This window comes from Nocardiopsis alkaliphila YIM 80379, from assembly GCF_000341005.1.
GTDB classification, from domain to species: domain Bacteria; phylum Actinomycetota; class Actinomycetes; order Streptosporangiales; family Streptosporangiaceae; genus Nocardiopsis; species Nocardiopsis alkaliphila.
In genome coordinates this window covers 33,559-48,752 of sequence record NZ_ANBD01000071.1, presented here as the reverse complement: position 1 = coordinate 48,752, position 15,194 = coordinate 33,559, and the positions used below count along the sequence as shown (strand labels likewise).

The window sequence follows — 15,194 nt, the reverse complement described above, 5'->3', positions numbered from 1 at the left end:
AGCCGACCATGCACGAACGCGAGGCGGTCTCACCCGAGGCCGACGTCGACGAGCGCCACATCGAAGGGGCGCTGCGCCCCCGCGCCCTGGACGAGTTCGTCGGCCAGGAGCGGGTCCGTGAACAGCTCTCCCTGGTCTTGGACAGTGCCCAGCGACGCAACCGCGCCCCCGATCACATCCTCATGTCCGGCGGGCCCGGTCTGGGCAAGACCACCCTGGCCATGATCATCGCCGCCGAACTCGGCGCGCCGCTGCGGATCACCTCCGGGCCGGCCATCGAACGCTCCGGCGACCTGGCCGCGGTGCTGTCCACCCTCCAGGAGGGCGAGGTCCTCTTCCTCGACGAAATCCACCGCATGGCACGCCCCGCCGAGGAGATGCTCTACGTCGCCATGGAGGACTTCCGGGTGGACGTCGTGGTGGGCAAGGGCCCCGGTGCCACGGCCCTCCCCCTGGACATCGCCCCCTTCACCCTGGTCGGCGCCACCACCCGTGCCGGCATGCTGCCCGCCCCGCTGCGCGATCGCTTCGGCTTCACCGCTCACATGGACTTCTACGAGCCCGCCGAACTGGAACGCATCCTGCACCGTTCGTCCGGGCTGCTCGGCGCACCCCTGGAGGAGGACGCCGCCCGCGAGATCGCGGGTCGTTCCCGTGGCACCCCCCGCATCGCCAACCGGCTGCTGCGTCGGGTGCGCGACTACGCCGAAGTGCGCGGCGACGGACGACTCACCCTGGCCAACGCCCGGGCCGCTCTGGAGCTGTACGAGGTGGACGCCCTGGGGCTGGACCGATTGGACCGGGCCATTCTCGACGTGCTCATGAACCGTTTCCGTGGCGGTCCGGTCGGTCTCTCCACCCTGGCGGTGTCGGTGGGGGAGGAGGCCGAGACCGTCGAAGTGGTCGCCGAACCCTTCCTTGTCCGTTCCGGCTTCCTGGCGCGTACCCCTCGAGGGAGGGTCGCCACGCCGCAGGCCTGGGCCCACATGGGGCTGATCCCGCCGCCCGACGCCGCTTTCGGTGCGGCCCAGGCGGTGTCGGTCGGTGGTGACGGTGCCGCTTCCTGAACCGTTAGCGCCTCGAACCCGAGCGGATGATGACCGGTGACCGTCGCCACGTAAACTGGCCACGACAGCCATCAGCGGGGCACCACCCCGTGAGGTGTCGTTTCGGCATCGGTGGAACGAGTTGGCACCCTTGCGCGTTGTAGACGCCGGGTGCGAATCCGGCCGCCGTGGTCGGGCGACCCGGAGAAGGTGGTCGTCGCGGGTGTTGTACATCGACAGCCGTCGTCCACGAGAAACGTCAGGAAGGACGCCCCCGTGCAGGGCCTTATCAATCTCGCCGACGGTGCCCCTCAGGGCGAGGGCGGCATCCTCGGTATGCTGCTCCCGTTCGCGCTTCTCCTCTTGGTCTTCTGGCTCCTCTTCTGGCGCCCGAACCAGAAACGCCGCCAACAGGAGATGCAGATGCAGAGCTCCCTGGTACCCGGTGTCGAGGTCATGACCAAGGCGGGGATTTTCGCGACCGTCGTCGAGATCCACGAGCAGGACGTGCTGCTGGAGATCGCTCCGGGTACTCGTATCCGCATGCTCAAGGCCGGTGTCGGCGAGGTCATCACGCCCCAGGCCGACGACACCCCGGTCGAGGACCGTCCCGACTTCGGTGACGACGACAAGCCCAAGGGCTAGCCCGCACCGACTCACCACAGACTTCGGTACCGGCCCCGACAACCGGGGTCGGTACCGCTGTTTTCGGCGTTCTCGGCCGAACCCGATCCCACTGAAACGAAGGCCCACCCGCCATGCCCAACGACACCGTGATCCCGGAGACCACCGTGGACATCGCCCTGATCGAGGCCCACATCCGCGACGTCCCGGACTTCCCGCGTGAGGGAATCCTGTTCAAGGACATCACCCCCTTGCTCAACCACCGAAAGGCCTTCGCCGCCTCGATCGACGCATTGGCCGCCCCCTACCGGGGGATGGGCGTCGACCACGTCGTCGGCCTCGAGGCGCGCGGGTTCATCTTCGGTACCCCGGTCGCCATGGAACTGGGTGCGGGTTTCGTTCCGGCACGCAAAGCCGGGAAACTGCCCTCCGAAACCATCGGACAGGCCTATGATCTGGAGTACGGCACCGCGACCGTCGAGATCCACGCAGACGCGATCACTCCGGGCAGCCGTGTGCTCATCGTCGACGACGTCCTCGCGACCGGCGGCACCGGCAGGGCCGCGGTGGAGCTGGTTCGTCGAGCGGGTGGTACGGTCGTGGGATTCTCCGTCCTGATGGAGCTTTCCGCGCTCCAAGGACGCGAGAAGCTGCCCGACGTGGAGCTGCACACCCTCCTTTCGGTCTGACCGGCGAACCTCGCCGTGACCGTCACCGACCTGGGAATACCGTGACGGTCCGTTCTCGTTGACGTACTCCAACACCCGGTGTGACGCGGCTGGTGACGTGGGTCACCACGCGTACCACCGGGTAGGTGACATGACGGGGCCTCGGAGGCCGGTCCGCGCGCCGCCCTGGCGGGGGCGGGGCCACTAGACTGGCGGGAACGGTGACCGCGGCGGCCGCGTCGGCGACCGGCCCTGATGACACGCACGCGCACCGGAGAAGCCGATCCTTGGACCGTCGGCGCCCCGGGCGGATCCGCGGGAGGTAGACATGCCAAGCGAAGTGGTCTCGACCGGAGTGGTGCCCGTGGGGGAACAGGAGCCGGAGGCGCTCCGGGGGGCGGCCACCGACAAGGGCCGGACCCCTGGAGGGGACGCCCGTGCCGGTATGTCGGGAGAGCGTATCGACGATCACGATGTGTCCGCCGAGCAAAGATCGCGGGAAGAACGGCCGGAGGGCGCCGCCACGCAAGCGGCGCCCTCCGACGTCTCCGGACGACAGAACCCGGAACGACGGCCGACCTCCACCACGCCCTCCACCGTGCGAGTACGCAGAAGGCTCGCCCGACTCGGCGCCCAGCGGGGAGTGACGATGAACCCGGTGCTCGAACCACTGATCAAGACGGTGCGTGCCACCCACCCGAAGGTGGACGTCCGGCTGATCGAGCGTGCTTACGAGGTCGCGGCGCACCACCATCGACACCAAAAACGCAAGAGCGGCGACCCCTACATCACCCATCCGCTCGCCGTCGCCACCATCCTCGCCGAGCTCGGTATGCAGGAGGCCACTTTGGCCGGCGCCCTGCTGCACGACACGGTGGAGGACACCGACTACTCCCTTGAGGAGCTGCGCGCGGACTTCGGTGACGAGATCGCCGAACTCGTCGACGGAGTCACCAAGCTGGACAAGGTCAAGTACGGTGAGGCCACCCAGGCCGAAACGGTCCGCAAGATGGTCGTGGCCATGGCCCGGGACATTCGTGTCCTGGTCATCAAGTTGTGCGACCGCCTGCACAACATGCGCACCCTGCGCTACCTGCCGAAGAAGGCCAAGCGGGAGAAGAAGGCCCGCGAGACCCTGGAGATCTTCGCCCCGCTCGCCCACCGCCTGGGGATGAACACCATCAAGTGGGAGCTGGAGGACTTGGCGTTCGCCACCCTCTATCCCAAGCGCTTCGACGAGATCGCCCGTCTGGTGTCCGAACGCGCTCCCCGCCGCGACGTCTACCTCCAAGAGGTCATCGAGGCGGTCTCGGCCGATCTGCGCGAGTCCAAGCTCAAGGCGACGGTGCGCGGCCGGCCCAAGCACTACTACTCGATCTATCAGAAGATGATCGCCCGTAATTGCGGCTTCGACGAGATCTACGACCTCATCGCCGTGCGGGTCCTGGTGGACAGCGTCCGGGACTGTTACGCGGCCCTGGGGACCATCCACGCGCGGTGGAACCCGGTGCCCGGTCGGTTCAAGGACTACATCGCCATGCCGAAGTTCAACATGTACCAGTCGTTGCACACGACGGTCATCGGACCTTCCGGCAACCCGGTGGAGTTGCAGATCCGCACCCGTGCCATGCACCGGCGGGCCGAGTACGGCATCGCCGCCCACTGGAAGTACAAGGAGGATCGCAACTCCTCCCGCTCCGAGGCCAAGCCCAAGGCCACCACGGACATGCAATGGTTGCGTCAGCTGATCGACTGGCAACAGGAGACCAAGGACCCGGGCGAGTTCCTGGAGTCGCTGCGATTCGACCTGTCGGTGCAGGAGGTGTTCGTCTTCACCCCCCAGGGCGACGTCATCTCCCTTCCCCAAGGCGCCACCGCCGTCGACTTCGCCTACGCGGTGCACACCGAGGTCGGCCACCGCACCGTGGGCGCCCGGATCAATGGCCGTCTGGTGCCGCTGGAGAACGAACTGCACAACGGCGAGACCGTGGAGATCCTCACCTCCAAGGACCCCGACGCCGGGCCCAGCCGTGACTGGCTCAACTTCGTCAAGAGCGCCCGGGCCCGTAACAAGATCCGGCACTGGTTCACCAAGGAACGCCGCGAGGCCGCGATCGAGCAGGGCAAGGAAGAGATCGCCAAGGTCATGCGCAAACAGGAGCTTCCGGTCAAGCGCCTGTTCAGCGGAGAAGCGCTCATCGCCCTGGCCGGCGATCTGCGTTACGCGGACCTGGACGCGTTGTACGCGGCCGTGGGCGAGCATCAAGTGAGTGCCCAGAGCATCGTGAGCAAGCTCGTGGACTCCCTGGGCGGGCTGGAGAACCACACCGAGGACATCGCCGAGTCCTCGATCCCCACCAAGGCCGCCACCAGCCGTCAACGGTCGGGCAATCCGGGTGTCGTGGTGGCCGGCGACGGCGACGTGTGGGCGCGTCTGGCCAAGTGCTGTACGCCAGTGCCCGGGGACGACATCGTTGGTTTCGTGACCCAGGGACACGGGGTGTCGGTGCACCGCGCCGACTGCGCCAACGCCGCCAGCCTGGACCGTGAACGCATGGTGGAGGTGGAGTGGCGCCCCACCGAGGACTCCATGTTCCTGGTGGCCTTGCACGTGGAGGCCTTGGACCGTTCCCGGTTGCTGTCGGACATCACTCGGGTGCTGTCCGACCAGCACGTCAACATCCTGTCCGCCACGGTGCAGACCAGCCGCGACCGGGTGGCGCAGAGTCGCTTCACCTTCGAGATGGCCGACCCGACCCACCTGGGCAGCGTCCTGCGCGCCGTCCGTGGCGTGGACGGCGTCTACGACGTCTTCCGGGTCCGCAATTGACCGGAGGACACGAGGTGGCCCAGAGGTGGGAGTCGATCGATCGGCTCATCCTGGCCGGAGAGGCGGGGGAAGCCCTCGCGCTCATTCGACAACGGGGAGCGCCCATGGACATCGGTGCGGCGATCGCCCTGTTCGACGAGCGCTACGAGTACCTGCGCGGCACCCGGCCCGACGACTTCGTGACGGGTGCCGACGACGGTGGGAGAGACGCCTCCGGCTGAAAACCGATGGTGCCATTCCGACCCGGAGGCCTAGGGTGAGCCCGCCCCGCCTTGGAAAGGTCACCGCCGTGCTCGAACTCCGTCCTCCGCGCCCCGAACACACCCGTGCGCTGGAGTCGCTGGCCCGAAGACTCTGGCCGCTGAGTACCCACCCCGGTGGATTGGGCTGGCAACAGGCCACTGAGGACATGCCCGAGCCGATGGTGGTCGCCGAACGGGACGGTGCGGTCGTCGCCTGGGCCGGAATCACCGGAGCCAACGCCATCTCTGCCCATACCCGGATCACCCTGGAGGGTGCTTCGGCCGACCCGGAGGCCGGGGCCGCGCTCCTGCGGTGGGCCCTGGAGCAGAGCGAGGGGGAGGTGCGCCTGCCGGTCTTCCACGGGGATGGCGCGTTGTCGGACCTCGCCGAGGAATACGGGTTCGTTCCCGAAGGCACCCCGGAAACCTGGATGTGTCGCGCCGCCGGCGAAGAGGAACCGACCCTGCCCGAGGGCTACACGATCCGGCCGGTGCGGGAGGGCGAGGAGGACGCCCGGGTGGAGTGCCACCGGGCCGCCTGGAAACCCGCCACCCTGCCTTGGCCGGAGAACGTGGGGCCGGTCGATCCGGCCCTGAACAGCCGGTTCTGTCGTGAGTACTACGACAACACACGTCGCTCCCTGCTGTACGACGGCGAACTCGACCTGGTGGTGCAGGCGCCGGACGGCTCCCTGGCCGCGTGTTGCGTGGTGTGGTTCGACGCGCGGAGCGCGACCTCGGAGGTCGAACCGTTGGGTGTGGTGCCCGACCACCGGCGCAGGGGACTGGCCGCCGCACTGGTGCTGGAGGCGTGCACCCTGACCTTTCGACGTGGTGGGGATCGGGTGTTCATCAACACCGCGCCCAACGACCTGTATCCCGCTCCGGCCAGGACCTACGCCACCGTGGGATACGAGGTGAGCGAGCGCGGTCACCTGTACGTTCGTCGCGGCTGAAGTGCGTGGAGTGCTTGGGGTGGTCGGGCGGGTGTGCCCGACCAGCAGACTCTCCACCTGAAGCGCCTTCGTCCACCCACCATCAGGCCGACCAGCGCAAGCACCACCCGCAGGAGCTCCGGGCACCCGCCGTGACCCGGACGGACCACGGCCCCGGACACCCGCTAGAGGCATCCGAGGCCGCGCACACCCGAGCCAAGCCCGAACCGGACCCGAATCACACCCGGATCAGATCCGAACCGTCGTGGAACGCACGATCCGGAAGACCGGATGCCGATTCGCCTCGGCCACGAACGCCTCCACCGGGGCCTCCGGGGGAACCTCGAAGTACGGACCCACGATCGCCGAACGTCCGGCGTCGTCCAGGTACTCCTTCAGTGCCGCTCCAGCCTCCTCGGAGTCCACCTCGAGCACGCTCACCAACTCGATCCAGCCACCCTGGCGCAGGGTCGCGAACCCGTCCTTGCGCAGGTTGCGCACCCAATTCACCTCGCCGTACGGGGAGACCAGATACCGACCGTGCTCACCGTCCAGCACACTCACCGGGGTGGTGCGCAGGAAACCGGATTTACGGCCCCGGGTGGTGAGCAGGTGCATCTCCGGCGGGCAGACCCCGTACTTGACGAAGTTGCTGACGATCGCGTCCGCGACGCGGCGCAATTTGGTCGCCTCGAACCGCTTCGTCGGTTCGTTCACCATCTTGGGTAACTCCCTCACTCGGCTGTCTCCATTGTGCTGGGTACGGGCCTTCGATGACACCTGGGGAGCCGGCCGGGGCGGCGCGCGGAGTATCCACCGTTCCGGTGACCGCCCGAAGCCCTACCGGAAGGCGGACAGACCCGTGACGGCTTGGCCGATGCTCAAGGCGTGGATGTCCTCGGTGCCCTCATAGGTGGCCACCGTCTCCAGGTTCACCATGTGACGCATCACCGGGTACTCCAAGGTGATGCCGTTGGCGCCGTGCAGTCCGCGCGCGGAGGCCGCCACCCGCTGGGCCGCCGCCACGTTGGCGAACTTGCCGAAGCTGACGTGGTTGTGGTGGCAGTTCCCCTGGTCCTTGAGACGGCCGATGCGCAGTGCCGTCATGTTCGCGTGACCGACGTCCACGACCATGTCGGCGAGCTTGCGCTGGGTGAGCTGGAAGGAACCGATCGGCTTGCCGAACTGTTCACGGGTGAGCGAGTACTCCCGTGCGGCCTCATAGCAGGCACGGGCGGCGCCGGCGGCGCCCCACACGATGCCGTAGCGGGCCTCGTTCAGGCAGGACAGCGGCGCGCCCAGTCCCTTGGACCCGGGGAGCACCGCCTCGGCGGGCAGCCGTACGTCCTCCAGGACCAGTTCGGAGGTGATGGAGGCGCGCAGTGACAGCTTCCGGTGGATGACGTTGGCGGTGAACCCGGGAGTGTCGGTGGGTACGGCGAACCCGCGGATGCCCTCGTCGGTGGCGGCCCACACGACGGCGACGTCGGCCACCGAACCGTTGGTGATCCACATCTTGGTGCCGTTGAGCACCCAGTCCGAACCGTCCTTGTGGGCGCGGGTACGCATCGAGCCCGGGTCGGAGCCGGAGTCGGGTTCGGTCAGGCCGAAGCAACCGATGGCCTCACCGGTGGCCATGCGCGGCAGCCACTCGTTCTTGTGCTCCTCGGAGCCGAATTTGTGGATCGCGGCCATGGCCAGGGAACCCTGCACGGACACGAAGCTGCGCAGCCCGGAGTCCACTGCCTCCAGTTCACGGCAGGCCAGGCCGTAGGCGACGGCGCTGGAACCGCCGCAGCCGTAACCTTCCAGGTGCATACCGAGCACACCGAGGTCTCCAAAGGCCTTGGCCAGGCCGCGTGGGTCGGGCAGGGTTCCCGCCTCGAACCAGTCGGCGACGTTGGGCAGGAGTTCACGGCTGGAGAACTCGCGGATGGCGTCGCGGACGTCGCGTTCGGTGTCGGAGAGGTCGGCGTCCACCGCCAGGAAGTCGAGCGGGTCGGGGGCGGCGGCCTTGCGCTGGGAGTCGCTCATACTGGATGTCCCTTCGTGGTGCTTGCTGTGCGAGGTCGGTGGGCTCTCAGACCGAACCCGAGGGGTCGACGTCGGTCTGTTGGACGGCACCGCGCTTGATCAGTGCGTCGATGCGCTCGGTGTCCCAGCCCAACTCGGTGAGGATCTGCGCGGAGTGTTGCCCGAGCAGTGGGGGAGCGTGCATCGGGACGGGCGTGTCGGCCATGCGAAAACCGGCGCGGACCTGTTCGAGGAGGCCGGCGGTGGGATGTTCCACGGTGCGCAGGACGTCGTCGCCCGAGGCGTCGGCGGTGCGCAGCGCGTCCAGGACCCCGCGCACCCGGCCGACCGGGACCCCCGCCTCTACCAGGACCTCCATCCAGTGGTCGGCGGGGTGGGAGCGCAAAGTCGTGGTCAGTTCCTCGACCAGCTCCGCGCGGTGCGCCACCCGTTCGGAGTTGGTGGCGTAACGCGGGTCCTCTGCCAGGTCGGGGCGGTCGATCGCCGCGCACAGCCTTCGGTAGAGGGAGTCATTGCCGGCCGCCACCACGATCTCGGCGTCGGCGGTGGGGAACACCTGGTAGGGCACGATGGTGGTGTGCGCGTTGCCCATTCGGGCCGGTTCGGCCCCGGTGACCAGTGCCTGCTGGGTGAGGTTGACCAGGCCGGAAAGGGTGGAGTTGATCAGTGAGACGCTGATGTTCTCGCCCCTGCCGGTGGCCCGGGCCCGCATGAGCGCGCCCAAGACGCCCACGGCGGCGTTGAGCCCGGTGAGCACGTCGGTCAGCGCCACCCCCACCTTGCTAGCGGGTCCCTGGGCCGGACCGGTGGTCGCCATCAGACCGCTCTCGGCCTGTACGACGATGTCGAATCCGGGCCGCGTGGCGGGTTCGTGTTCTGAGCCGAAACCGCTCACCGAGCAGTACACGACCGCCGGATTGCGCTCGCTCACCTGTTCATATCCCAGGCCCAGTCGGTCGATCACCCCAGGGCGGAAGTTCTGGATGACCACGTCCGAGGTGGCGCACAACTCCTGCACGGCGGCCAGTCCGTCGGGGTCCTTCAGGTCGATGGCCAGACTGCGCTTGTTGCGGTTGACGGACAGGAAGTAGGCGGACTCGCCGGGGGAGTGCGCCTTACGGTGCTCCTCGGTGGGTTCGGCGTGGGGCGGCCCCCACGCGCGGGTGTCGTCCCCTCGTCCGGGCTGCTCGACCTTGATCACTTCGGCGCCCATGTCCGCCAGCAGCATGGTGGCGTAGGGGCCGGCCAGGACNCCCGCCCCCCCGCCAGTGGCGGTGGGGCCTGGTCCGGAGGGGAGTCGGGATGGGAAGGGTTCAAGGGTCACTCCTTGCCGTCGAGGGCGCCGGGCAGCTGGTCACCGTCGCGCAGCTGGTAGTAGGTCTCCAGGCAGCGTCGCAGGGCGGTGGTGAGGGCGGCGCCCGACTGGCCCGCGTACCGTGTCTGGACTCGTTGAACGATCTCCGCCATGTCCTCGGTCACCGAAGCACCCTCCACCAGGGCGCGGAAGAAGTCCTTGGCCAGGTCGGTGAGCAGGGTGGTGTCCGCGGCGACGATGCGACCGTCGGTGGAGTCCACCGCGAGCACGACACCGAGTCGCTGGTACTGGGAATGGCTCGCCACGGAATCGGGAAGACGGGCGTAGCCGGATATCAGGACCACCCGAGGGTTGCGGAAGAGCTGCTGAACGCGGTCGTCGCCGTGCAACGGACACACCTCTCGTCTGCGGGCATGCGAAAACTCCAACGCACTGGAGTCTCGCGTCTGGAGGGTGGCCAGGGAAACCGGACACCCGCGACGTGAGGGCAGTTCGGGAACAGTATGTCCCAGGCGCCGCGCCGACTGTCAAGCAGGGTCGTGTCCCAGGCCACACGAACGTGCGGCCGCTTCCCCCACGTCTGGTGTGTCACGTCGCCGAACAGGTCACGAGCATCCGGGACAAGCCTCGACGTCCCGGGCACCGTGGTGTCGATCGCCGCGTTGTCGACGGAGATACGGCGTCGGGTGGCCTCACGAGTGCGCTCGGCGGGTGTTCGAGGGTGAGGTTCGGGACCTTGTTCTCACAGAAACCCGCGACGCAGGTCATCACAAATGGTGTATTAGGGTGCATTTCACGTAAGCATGTGCCGGGTATCACGTTCACAAGCTGTACTATCTGGCCCTGACGGTAGGGCGCACCGTCGCGGATCCGATCGGTCCACCGACACCGCGCCCCACCGCCCACGACCGAATCGGCTGGGGGAGCGTGATCGTGACGGACGTCCGAGGACCCAAGGCGGGTCCCCTCACGGCCGTGTTCCGCCGAAGCGAACCCCCACCGTCCCACCGAGGCCGTCCACGCGTGGTCGCACTCGATTCTGGCGCCCGTACGTCCCCCGACCCGGCCTGGGCCGAACACGTCCGCCTCCACCAGGCCTTCCTCGGCCGGGTCATCGACTACTTGTGCGCCGACGCCGGGATACGCCAGTTCGTGGACTGGGGCTGTCCGGTCCCTGGGACGGCCGAACGGGTGCGTCGGGTCGCCCCAGAGGCCACCGTGGTCCACGTCGCCCCCCAGGGAGCGGCGGGACTCCTCACCTCCCCCGAGCACGCCGCCGTACTCTCCGGTGACGGGTCCGAATCCGAGGCCCTTTTGCGTAGACTCCACACCAGCGGGCTCGTCGACTTCGACGAGCCCGTCGGCGTGTTGATGACCCGCACCTTCGGTGCGGACTGCCCACCCAGCGGATTGGAGGACCTACGCGGCCTCATGCGCGGCGGTGGCCACCTCGCCTTGACCTCCACGGCTCCCCGCGCCGAAGTCGAACGTGCCTTCGCCCCCTTCTCCCTCCTCGAACCCGGGGTGGCCGACCTCACCTGGTGGCCCTATCCCGACGAGGACGTGGCCGCGTCGGGCTGTGGCATCCTGGCCGGACTGGGACGCGTACCCGTACGAAGAGGGGGAGCCGGCCGATGGCGGTGAACTGGAACGGCGAGATCCTCGCTCAGACGCAGTTCTACTGGGAATACTCGCTGTGGCCCCGCCTGGAAGGTCTCACCGACGACGAGTTCTACTGGGAACCCGTACCGAATTGTTGGACCGTGCGTCCGAACCGAGACGGGCACCACGCCCCCGACGGCGCCTACCCCGAACCCGAGCCGCCCCCTTTCACCACCATCGCTTGGCGCCTGGGCCACGTCGTGGTGGACGTGCTGGAGACCCGAATCAACTGGCACTTCGGCGACCGCACCGCGAGCCGTGACACCATCGACTGGCCTTCGACCGCGGCCGAGGCCCGCCAACGTCTGCGCACCGCCTACCTCACCTGGTCCGAACAGGTGGGCCGACTCGACGACGACGCCCTGGCCGAACCGGTGGGCGGTGCCGAGGCGGCCCAATGGTCGGAGTTTCCGATGGTGGTGCTCATGCTGCACCTGAACCGGGAGTTCATCCACCATGGCGCCGAGGTCGCCCTATTGCGCGACCTGTACCGCGACCGCCGAGGTGTCGCTCTGGGGTGAACCTTGGCCGACACCTAGATCACGCGGAGCGGGTCCACCCGTACCTGGGCCAGATACTCGTCCCGGCGGGCGCTGCGCGCCACCGCGGCCGTCTTCAACGCTCTGGCCAGCTCGCCGATCCCGCCGCGCGGTATCCGCAACAGCGCACGTTCGGTCTGGTGGGTGCCCTTTTCGGTGAGCTCCGTACCCACCGGAACCGGCCCCAGCAGCTCGACGCCTTCCGGCAGGTCGACCTGGTCCAGGAGTTCGCGCACGTGCTCGGGCCCACCGGTGATGGAGGCCATCGACACCGCGGGGGGAAACCCCAGATCGCGCCGCTCGGAGAGCTCCCGTTCGGCGAAACCGCCCGGATCCCATCGCACCAGGGACTGCACCACCGGTAGAGCCGCGTCCGCCGACACCACCACGGTGCCGCCCGGCCGCACCAGCGCCGACGCGTTCAACCAGCGACGCAGGGTTTCCTCCGAAGCGCGCAGGTCGGCGCGGTTGAGCAGTGCCCATCCGTCCAACAGGATCGCGGCGGCGTACCCGCCCTTGGCCACGGGCTCGGCTCCCGGTGTGGCCACCACCAGGGCCGGGCGGTCGGAGACCTCCGGCAACACCTCCTCGCGCCCGGAGGTACGCACGGTCAAGGCGGGGAAGGCCCGCCCCAGTTCCTCGGCGGTGCGGCGCGCCCCCACGACCACCGCGCGCATCCGCCTCACCCCACACCCGGGACAGGCCCACTGCCCGGCGACCCGGCCGCACCAGCCGCACGAGGGCATGGCGTGCGAACCGCGCACCGCCAACGGGCCACGGCAGGCGTCACAGCGGGCCGGTTCACGGCAACCCGCACAAGCCAGACTGTTGAGGTAACCCCGGCGCGGCACCTGGAACAGCACCGGTCCACCCCGGGCGGCCTCCCGGGCCGACCGCAGTGCCACACTGGGCATCCGTGCCGAACGGGCCGCCTCGTCCCGGGCCAACTCCCGGTCGTCCCCGGCCGGCCGCACCACCGGGGCGTAGCGACGCAGGGTCGCTCGATCGCCGACCAGGGGATGGGCCCACCCGGACTCCAGCAACAGTTGGGAATCGGTGGTACGAGTGTGCCCGCCGATGAGCGCGCCCGCGCCGGCGCGGTGGGCGCGCATGGCCAACACCGTGCGCGCGTGCGGGTAGGGCGCGTGCTGGTCCACGTGCACGTCGTCACCGTCGTCCCACAGCACCACCAACCCCAGGTCGTGTACGGGCGCGAAGACGGCGGCCCGGGTACCGACCACCACACGTACCTGTCCGCGTAGCACCGACAGCCACCGTCGATAACGTTCGGCCGGCCCCAGGTTCGCGGTGAGGGCCACGTGCCGTCCCGCCCCCAGTCGGTGGGTGAGCGCCGTGTCCACCCGGGCCACGTCACGGCCATCGGGAAGGACGATCACCGTGCCGTTTCCGGCGGCCAGGGTCGCCTCGGCCACCACCGCGATCGCGTCCGTCCAACCGATTCCAGGGAGGGCGTTCCAGACCGCGCGGGCCGGTCGCCCCTCCCGCAGCGCCCGAACGTAGGCAGGCCCCTCGGGGTAGGCGTCCCATGGGCCGGGGTCGACCTCCAGTATGGCGGCCCCCACTGTCTCCTGGACCGCTGAGGGGTCGCCGGGCGCCGCGGGCACGGCGTCGGAGGGGCCTGTGTCCGAAGGGACGGGAGCCACCGGCTCCGGGTCGTGTCCCTGGAGGTCTTCGGCCCGAGCCTGCTCCCTTTGGTCGACCTCCTTCTCCACCCGCGCGTGTCGTGGTGGCACCGCCAGCCGCAGTACGTCGCTCAGCGTGCCCGCGTAGCGGTCGGCCACGGCGCGGGACAACCCCAGGATCTCGGGGGTGAGCACGGGTTCGGGGGAGACCACCTTCTCCAGGTAGGCCAGCCGTCCCGAGAACTCGGAGCTCTCCACCCGTTCGGCGAGGAAACCGGCGAGCAGCCTGCCGTTGAAGCGCACCTTCACCCGGCACCCGGGCACGGCCGCCTCGTCCATGTCCGCGGGAACCCGGTAGTCGAAGTAACGGTCCAAGTGGGGCAGTGGGGTGTCCACGATCACGCGCGCGATCGGGAGCCGGTCGGCGGGCCTGCGCCTGGCCGGTCGGCGGCTCTTCGCGGCGACGGCCTTCTCCTTCGCCGTTTCCTTCTTCTCCTGCCTCGGCAGGTCGAAAAGGACCTCGTCGGGCCGGTCGGGTTGCGCTGTCATCACTCTTGGTCTATCAGACGGCCACGACAGGCCAGAGGCAGGAAGAGCCCGACACCGCGAGCCGAGCCCTCGAACCCTGGTAGAACAGTGACCCGTAGCCGCTGTGGAGGGAAAGTTCAACGCCATGAAGCTCGTCTTTGCCGGGACACCGGAGGTCGCGGTGCCCTCACTCCGGGCGCTGATCGACTCCGAACACGAGGTCGCGGCCGTGGTCACCCGACCCGACGCCCGTTCCGGGCGCGGTCGCAAGGTGTCGCCCGGCCCGATCGCCGAACTCGCCGAGAGCGAGGGTATCGAAGTACTCAAGCCGGCCAAGGCCGGGGACCCCGAATTCCTGGAGCGCCTGAGCGAGATCGCCCCGGACTGCTGCCCCGTGGTCGCCTACGGGGCCCTGCTGCCCCAGGCCGCCCTGGACGTCCCCGAACACGGCTGGGTCAACCTGCACTTCTCCTTGTTGCCCGCATGGCGTGGAGCCGCCCCGGTGCAGCACGCGATCCTGCACGGTGACGACGTCACCGGTGCCTCCACCTTCCGCATCGTCAAGGAACTCGACGCCGGTCCGGTCTTCGGCACCCTCGCCGAGACCATCCGCCCCACCGACACCAGCGGTGAACTCCTCACCCGATTGGCCGTTTCCGGGGCCGGCCTGCTGACGCGAACCATCGATGGCATCGCCGCCGGCGTGCTCACCCCGGTCCCGCAGCCGGAGGCCGATGTCTCCTACGCGGGCAAGCTCACCCCGCAGGACGCCGAACTCGACTTCACCGCGCCCGCCCGGCGCGTGGATCGCCTCGCCCGTGCCTGCACGCCCGCTCCCGGCGCCTGGACGACCTTCCGCGGTACACGTTTGAAGGTGGGACCGGTGCGTCCGATCACCGACGCCGATCGGCCCGAGCTGGAACCCGGCCGCCTACACGTGGACAAGAAGCGGGTCTTGGCGGGCACCAGCACCCATCCGGTCGAGCTCGGTCAGGTCCAACCGCAGGGCAAGAAGGCCATGGCGGCGGTGGACTGGGCGCGTGGTGTGCGTCCCACCGAAGATGACCGTCGGGGCGACTGACCTGCCGTAGTCTCGATAGTCGGCGGGCGCGTGCGAGCGCGCGCCGA

The 15,194-nt window shown here is 68.9% G+C and carries 14 protein-coding genes; 9 read left to right on the top strand and 5 right to left on the bottom strand.

Annotated elements, in window-relative coordinates; all coding sequences use genetic code 11:
- Positions 1–8: 8 nt before the first annotated feature.
- From ruvB to D472_RS0111165, 6 genes are all read left to right on the top strand, one after another.
- Positions 9–1,067, top strand: a complete 1,059-nt coding sequence (gene ruvB / locus D472_RS0111190) for a Holliday junction branch migration DNA helicase RuvB (RefSeq protein ID WP_017604576.1) — start codon at positions 9–11, stop codon at positions 1,065–1,067.
- 255 nt (positions 1,068–1,322) lie between these two features.
- Positions 1,323–1,691: a preprotein translocase subunit YajC gene (yajC, locus tag D472_RS0111185; protein ID WP_017604575.1), complete on the top strand. Its 369-nt coding sequence runs from the start codon at positions 1,323–1,325 to the stop codon at positions 1,689–1,691.
- 113 nt (positions 1,692–1,804) lie between these two features.
- On the top strand, positions 1,805–2,359 hold the full coding sequence (locus D472_RS0111180) for an adenine phosphoribosyltransferase (protein ID WP_017604574.1): 555 nt from the start codon (positions 1,805–1,807) through the stop codon (positions 2,357–2,359).
- A 628-nt stretch (positions 2,360–2,987) separates the two neighbouring features.
- Positions 2,988–5,168 (top strand): RelA/SpoT family protein, encoded by a 2,181-nt coding sequence (locus D472_RS0111175; protein WP_026117587.1) that lies wholly within the window; start codon positions 2,988–2,990, stop codon positions 5,166–5,168.
- 14 nt (positions 5,169–5,182) lie between these two features.
- Positions 5,183–5,389: a hypothetical protein gene (locus D472_RS25315; protein ID WP_017604572.1), complete on the top strand. Its 207-nt coding sequence runs from the start codon at positions 5,183–5,185 to the stop codon at positions 5,387–5,389.
- A 68-nt stretch (positions 5,390–5,457) separates the two neighbouring features.
- A complete protein-coding gene (locus D472_RS0111165) occupies positions 5,458–6,366 on the top strand; it encodes a GNAT family N-acetyltransferase (RefSeq protein WP_017604571.1) in 909 nt (302 codons plus the stop codon).
- A gap of 228 nt (positions 6,367–6,594) precedes the next feature.
- Here the strand turns inward: D472_RS0111165 and D472_RS0111160 are convergent, their stop codons facing one another.
- The 4 genes from D472_RS0111160 to D472_RS0111145 form a co-directional block, all read right to left on the bottom strand.
- Entirely contained in the window at positions 6,595–7,065 is a 471-nt protein-coding gene (locus D472_RS0111160) for a nitroreductase/quinone reductase family protein (protein WP_017604570.1), read from the bottom strand.
- A gap of 120 nt (positions 7,066–7,185) precedes the next feature.
- The gene (locus D472_RS0111155; protein ID WP_017604569.1) at positions 7,186–8,379 is read right to left on the bottom strand and encodes an acyl-CoA dehydrogenase family protein; all 1,194 of its coding nucleotides are present in this window, start codon (positions 8,377–8,379) and stop codon (positions 7,186–7,188) included.
- 46 nt (positions 8,380–8,425) lie between these two features.
- The gene (locus D472_RS0111150; RefSeq protein WP_017604568.1) at positions 8,426–9,703 is read right to left on the bottom strand and encodes a CaiB/BaiF CoA transferase family protein; all 1,278 of its coding nucleotides are present in this window, start codon (positions 9,701–9,703) and stop codon (positions 8,426–8,428) included.
- Complete coding sequence (locus tag D472_RS0111145) at positions 9,700–10,083, bottom strand: DUF3870 domain-containing protein (RefSeq protein WP_017604567.1); 384 nt, start codon at positions 10,081–10,083, stop codon at positions 9,700–9,702. The genes D472_RS0111150 and D472_RS0111145 overlap by 4 nt, the downstream gene beginning before the upstream one ends.
- 544 nt (positions 10,084–10,627) lie before the next feature.
- On the opposite strand from D472_RS0111145, the gene D472_RS0111140 reads away from it, so the two are divergent.
- On the top strand, positions 10,628–11,338 hold the full coding sequence (locus D472_RS0111140; protein ID WP_017604566.1) for an SAM-dependent methyltransferase: 711 nt from the start codon (positions 10,628–10,630) through the stop codon (positions 11,336–11,338).
- Positions 11,329–11,877: a DinB family protein gene (locus tag D472_RS0111135; protein WP_017604565.1), complete on the top strand. Its 549-nt coding sequence runs from the start codon at positions 11,329–11,331 to the stop codon at positions 11,875–11,877. The genes D472_RS0111140 and D472_RS0111135 overlap by 10 nt, the downstream gene beginning before the upstream one ends.
- A 14-nt stretch (positions 11,878–11,891) precedes the next feature.
- On the opposite strand, the gene D472_RS0111130 is transcribed toward D472_RS0111135, so the two are convergent.
- Positions 11,892–14,087 carry a primosomal protein N' gene (locus tag D472_RS0111130; RefSeq protein ID WP_017604564.1) on the bottom strand — a complete coding sequence of 732 codons (2,196 nt, stop codon included), beginning with the start codon at positions 14,085–14,087 and terminating at the stop codon, positions 11,892–11,894.
- 124 nt (positions 14,088–14,211) lie between these two features.
- Between D472_RS0111130 and fmt the strand changes: the two genes are divergently transcribed.
- Complete coding sequence (fmt, locus tag D472_RS0111125; protein WP_026117585.1) at positions 14,212–15,147, top strand: methionyl-tRNA formyltransferase; 936 nt, start codon at positions 14,212–14,214, stop codon at positions 15,145–15,147.
- The last annotated feature ends 47 nt before the right edge of the window (positions 15,148–15,194 follow it).

Bases quoted from the DNA above. Each gene is read 5' to 3' on its own strand.
- ruvB (WP_017604576.1), top strand. From the start codon at position 9: ATGCACGAACGCGAGGCGGTCTCACCCGAGGCCGACGTCGACGAGCGC.
- D472_RS0111180 (WP_017604574.1), top strand. From the start codon at position 1,805: ATGCCCAACGACACCGTGATCCCGGAGACCACCGTGGACATCGCCCTG.
- D472_RS0111175 (WP_026117587.1), top strand. From the start codon at position 2,988: ATGAACCCGGTGCTCGAACCACTGATCAAGACGGTGCGTGCCACCCAC.
- D472_RS0111160 (WP_017604570.1), bottom strand. From the start codon at position 7,065: ATGGTGAACGAACCGACGAAGCGGTTCGAGGCGACCAAATTGCGCCGC.
- D472_RS0111155 (WP_017604569.1), bottom strand. From the start codon at position 8,379: ATGAGCGACTCCCAGCGCAAGGCCGCCGCCCCCGACCCGCTCGACTTC.
- D472_RS0111135 (WP_017604565.1), top strand. From the start codon at position 11,329: ATGGCGGTGAACTGGAACGGCGAGATCCTCGCTCAGACGCAGTTCTAC.
- D472_RS0111130 (WP_017604564.1), bottom strand. From the start codon at position 14,087: ATGACAGCGCAACCCGACCGGCCCGACGAGGTCCTTTTCGACCTGCCG.
- fmt (WP_026117585.1), top strand. From the start codon at position 14,212: ATGAAGCTCGTCTTTGCCGGGACACCGGAGGTCGCGGTGCCCTCACTC.